Raw genomic sequence first — 5,030 nt, 5'->3', positions numbered from 1 at the left:
CAAGACGACAACCGACGCCAGATCGGATAAAGCAATAATGGAAACGTCCTCGCTCTTCTGCGGAATCATCTCCGGCGAACGCCGCCGCAGCCATCCCGAGATCGCCGACCGCGCCGCGCGGATCGCCAGTGGCCTGGCGAAGCTCGGCGTGCGCCAGGGCGATTGCGTCTGCATGCTGATGCGCAACGACATCGCCTTCGTCGAGGCCGCCTACGGCGCGATGCGGCTCGGGGCCTATGGCGTGCCGGTGAACTGGCACTTCAAGCCGGAGGAGATCGACTACATCCTCAAGGATTCCGCGACGCGGGTGCTGATCGGCCACGCCGACCTGCTGCATCAGCTTCGCGGCCTCGTCCCGTCCGGCGTCACCGTGCTCAGCGTGCCGACGCCGCCGGAAATCCTGTCCAACTACAGGATTGACGCGGAGCTGCTGGAAACGCCGGAGTTCGCGATCGAGCTGGAGGGCTGGCTTGCCCGGCAGCGTCCTTACGATGGACCGCAGGTGCCGCAGCCGCAGAACATGATCTACACCTCCGGGACGACCGGACACCCCAAGGGAGTCCGCCGCAATGCGCCGACGATCGAGCAGGCCGCCTCGGCCGAGCGGATGCGGGCGCTGATCTACGGGCTGAAGCCGGACGCGCGGGCGCTGCTGCCGGGCCCGCTCTATCATTCCGCGCCGAACGCCTTCGGCCTGCGCGCCGGCCGGCTCGGCGGCGCGCTGGTGCTGATGCCGCGCTTCGAGCCGGAAGAGTTTCTGGCCATCATCCAGGCGGAGCGGATCGACACCATCTTCATGGTGCCGACGATGTTCATCCGGCTGATGAAGCTGCCGGAGGAGGTGCGCCGCCGCACCGACGTCTCGTCGCTGCGTCACGTCATCCACGCGGCCGCGCCTTGCCCGGCCGACGTCAAGCGCGCGATGATCGAGTGGTGGGGGCCGGTGATCTACGAGTTCTACGGTTCGACCGAGTCGGGCGCCGTGACCTTCGCGACATCCGAGGATGCGCTGAGGAAGCCGGGCACCGTCGGCAAGGTCTCGCCTGGCGCCGAGCTGCGCTTCGTCGGCGAGGACGGCCGCATCCTGCCGCAGGGCGAGATCGGCGAGATCTATTCGCGCATCGCCGGCAACCCGGACTTCACCTATCACAACAAGCCCGACAAGCGCGCCGAGATCGACCGCGACGGTTTCATCACCTCCGGCGACATCGGCTACATGGATGCCGAGGGCTACGTGTTCCTCTGCGACCGCAAGCGCGACATGGTGATCTCCGGCGGGGTCAACATCTATCCGGCGGAGATCGAGGCCGTGCTGCACGCCGTGCCGGGCGTGCATGATTGCGCCGTGTTCGGCATCCCCGATGCGGAGTTCGGCGAGGCGCTGATGGCGGTGGTCGAGCCGCAACCGGGCGTGGTGCTCGACACCGGCGAGATCAAGACCCGGCTGAAGGCGTCGCTGGCCGACTACAAGGTGCCCAGGCACATCGAAATCCACGATAAATTGCCGCGCGAGGATTCGGGCAAGATCTTCAAGCGGCGATTGCGCGATCCGTATTGGGAGCAGGCGGGGCGGAAGATCTGACCGAGGCTCTGCGAGTCCAGCGCATCGAATAAGGCAGGCGCCGCCTCTTTCTTGATCTTGCGCTGCAATACAGATACGGCAGACTGACCCGCAAATGGGCAGCTGCTGGAGAGCGTATCCATGTCGCCGCAAGCCATACCAGAGGAAATCCGTCCCAATCGCGCCGCCGAGGCGCAGGCCATGGAGGAGGATGCTCGGCTGCGGGACGACATCCGGTTGCTCGGCCGCATCCTGGGCGACACCGTCCGCGACCAGGAGGGCGCCGACGTGTTCGACCTGGTGGAGCGCATCCGCCAGACCTCCGTGCGCTTCCATCGCGACGAGGACCGTCAGGCGCGGCGCGAGCTGGAGCAGATCCTCGACGGCATGACCATTGCGGAGACCGTCCGCATCGTCCGCGCCTTCAGCTATTTCTCGCACCTCGCCAACATCGCCGAGGATCAGAACAACATCCGCCGCATGCGCGCCAAGAGCGACGCGAACGGCGGCAATGGCGTGTTGGCGGCGACGCTCGCGCATGCCAAATCGGCCGGCTTCGAGGCGGCCGAGCTGCGCAAGTTCTTCTCGACCGCGCTTGTCAGTCCCGTCCTCACCGCGCATCCGACCGAGGTGCGGCGCAAGAGCACGATGGACCGCGAGATGGAGGTCGCGATGCTGCTCGACCGCCGCGAGCGGATGCAGCTGACGCCGGACGAGCGCGAGGCCAATGACGAGGCGCTGCGCCGCGCGGTGCTGACCCTGTGGCAGACCAACCTGCTGCGCCGGACCAAGCTGACGGTGCTCGACGAGGTCACCAACGGCCTGTCGTTCTATGATTACACCTTCCTGCGCGAGGTGCCGCGGCTGCTGTGCGCGCTGGAGGACCGCCTCAACGACGGGGCCGAGGTCGCGGACGAGCTGGCCTCGTTCCTGCGCATGGGCAGCTGGATCGGCGGCGATCGCGACGGCAACCCGTTCGTCACCGCCGAGGTGATGCGCGGCACGCTGAAGCTGCAGTCCAGCCTCGCGCTGCATTATTATCTCGAGGAGCTGCATCTGCTCGGCAGCGAGCTGTCCATCGCGGCGCATCTCGCCGACGTGTCCGAGGAGCTGCGGGCGCTCGCCGAGCGCTCGCCCGACACCTCGCCCCATCGCCGCGGCGAGCCGTACCGGCTGGCGGTGTCCGGCATCTATGCGCGCCTGGCGGCCACGGCCAAGAAGCTCGGCATCCAGATCAGCCGCCTGCCGGTGGCGGCGGCAGCGCCCTATGACAGCGTCAAGCAGCTGCAGGACGATCTCGACGTGCTGCATCATTCGCTGATCGCCAACAGTGCCGAGGTGATCGCGCGCGGCCGGCTGCGGCTGCTGCGGCGCGCGGTGGACTGCTTCGGCTTCCACCTGGCGCGGCTCGACATCCGGCAGAACTCGACCGTGCACGAGCGCACGGTCGCCGAGCTGATCGATACCGCCATGCCCGGCATGTCCTACATGGCGCTGAGCGAGGATGCGCGGGTCGGGCTGCTGGTCAGCGAGCTGCGCAATGCCCGGCCGCTGGTGTCGCACTTCGTCAAATACAGCGACGAGACGGTCGGCGAGCTCGAGCTGTTCCGCGCCGCCGCCGAGGCGCATGCCACCTTCGGCGCGGACGTCATTCCCCAGTGCATCATCTCGATGTGCAAGGGCATGTCCGACATGCTGGAGGTCGCGCTGCTCCTGAAGGAGGTCGGGCTGATCGATCCCGCCGGCCGTTGCGCCGTCAACATCGTGCCGCTGTTCGAGACCATCGAGGATCTGCAGGCCTCCAGCGGCATCATGGACCGGATGCTGGCACTGCACGACTATCGGCGCCTGGTCGACAGCCGCGGCGCCGTGCAGGAGGTGATGCTCGGCTATTCCGACAGCAACAAGGACGGCGGCTTCGTCACCTCGGGCTGGGAGCTCTACAAGGCCGAGATTCATCTCGTCGAGATCTTCGAGCGCCATGGCGTGCGTCTGCGGCTGTTCCACGGCCGCGGCGGCTCGGTCGGCCGCGGCGGCGGCCCGAGCTATGACGCCATCATTGCTCAGCCCGGCGGCGCGGTGAACGGCCAGATCCGCATCACCGAGCAGGGCGAGATCATCTCCAGCAAATATTCCAACGCCGAGGTCGGCCGCAACAATCTGGAGATCCTCGCCGCGGCGACGCTCGAGGCCAGCCTGCTGCATCCGCGTCAGCCGGCGCCGAAGCCTGAATATCTCACCGCGATGGACCGGCTCTCGGAGCTCGCCTTCAAGGCCTATCGCGGGCTGGTCTACGAGACGGATGGCTTCGTCGACTATTTCTGGTCCTCGACCGTGATCAACGAGATCGCCACCCTCAACATCGGCAGCCGCCCGGCGTCGCGCAAGAAGACCCGCGCGATCGAGGATCTGCGCGCGATCCCCTGGGTGTTCTCCTGGGCGCAGTGCCGGCTGATGCTGCCGGGCTGGTATGGCTTCGGCAGCGCGGTCGAGAGCTGGATCGCGGAGAATCCGGACCAGGGCATGCCCTTCCTGCGCGAGCTCTATCGCGAATGGCCGTTCTTCCGCATGCTGCTGTCGAACATGGACATGGTGCTGGCCAAGAGTTCGATCGCGATCGCCTCACGCTATGCCGAACTGGTGCCGGACGAAGCGTTGCGCGAAAAGATCTTCGGCCGTATCCGCCGCGAATGGAACCTGGTGATCGAGACGCTGCTCGACATCACCGGCCAGGAGCGCCTGCTGCAGGGCAACCCGCTGCTCGAGCGCTCGGTGCGCAACCGCTTCCCCTATCTCGATCCGCTCAACCACGTGCAGGTCGAGCTGTTGAAGGAGCATCGCGCGCAAAACCCGGACGAGCAGGTGCTGCGCGGCATCCAGCTGACCATCAACGGCATCTCGGCGGGCTTGAGGAATACGGGGTAGGTCGAAATACAAGCTACACCGTCGTCCCGGCGAACGCCGGGACCCATACCCCCAGGGAGCAGTGTCGGGCATTCTGGTCATTGGCCTTTTGCTCATCATGACCGCCGCGGATTGATTATAGGTCCCGGATCGGCGCCGAGCCGCGCTGGCGCGCGGCACGGCTTGTCCGCGACGACGGCGGTGGGCGACGTGCAGCCGTAGGGTGGGCAAAGCGGCCGCCCGTAGGGCGGCGGCTTGCCCACCGTGTCGCTGCACGGTCGGAGAGTTTGGTGGGCACGGCGCGCGAGGGAGCGCGGCTGACGGTGTCGTTCGGGGCGCGCCTTTGCCCACCCTACGGCAGCGCCGCTCGAACATCTTCCGTTTCACAGTCTCAAACAGCGCGGGACATAGCGTCTCGCTCCCGCGGCGCATCGCGCCCAAGGTGATGCAAATTGCGTCCCTCACAATCACGCAAGGGCGCGGGGAATGCCGGGTGAAGGCCTCACCCATGGCCCGCCTGCAGAGAAAAAAGCAGGCGGCAGTCACCACAGGTTCAGCCGAGCAT

At 66.8% G+C, this 5,030-nt stretch carries 2 protein-coding genes; both read left to right on the top strand.

From position 1 onward, the window contains the following. The first annotated feature begins 37 nt into the window (after nucleotides 1–37). Nucleotides 38–1,582 carry an acyl-CoA synthetase gene (locus BRAS3809_RS10015; protein ID WP_035655931.1) on the top strand — a complete coding sequence of 515 codons (1,545 nt, stop codon included), beginning with the start codon at nucleotides 38–40 and terminating at the stop codon, nucleotides 1,580–1,582. Between the two features lie 120 nt (nucleotides 1,583–1,702). Continuing rightward, on the top strand, nucleotides 1,703–4,486 hold the full coding sequence (ppc, locus tag BRAS3809_RS10010; protein ID WP_008961967.1) for a phosphoenolpyruvate carboxylase: 2,784 nt from the start codon (nucleotides 1,703–1,705) through the stop codon (nucleotides 4,484–4,486). Nucleotides 4,487–5,030 lie beyond the last annotated feature (544 nt).

The sequence above is a fragment of the Bradyrhizobium sp. STM 3809 genome (assembly GCF_000239795.1).
GTDB lineage: Bacteria > Pseudomonadota > Alphaproteobacteria > Rhizobiales > Xanthobacteraceae > Bradyrhizobium.
The sequence above is the reverse complement of the archived record's forward strand: the minus strand, read 5'-3'. Positions and strand labels throughout refer to the sequence as shown.

Bases quoted from the DNA above. Each gene is read 5' to 3' on its own strand.
- ppc (WP_008961967.1), top strand. From the start codon at position 1,703: ATGTCGCCGCAAGCCATACCAGAGGAAATCCGTCCCAATCGCGCCGCC.
- BRAS3809_RS10015 (WP_035655931.1), top strand. From the start codon at position 38: ATGGAAACGTCCTCGCTCTTCTGCGGAATCATCTCCGGCGAACGCCGC.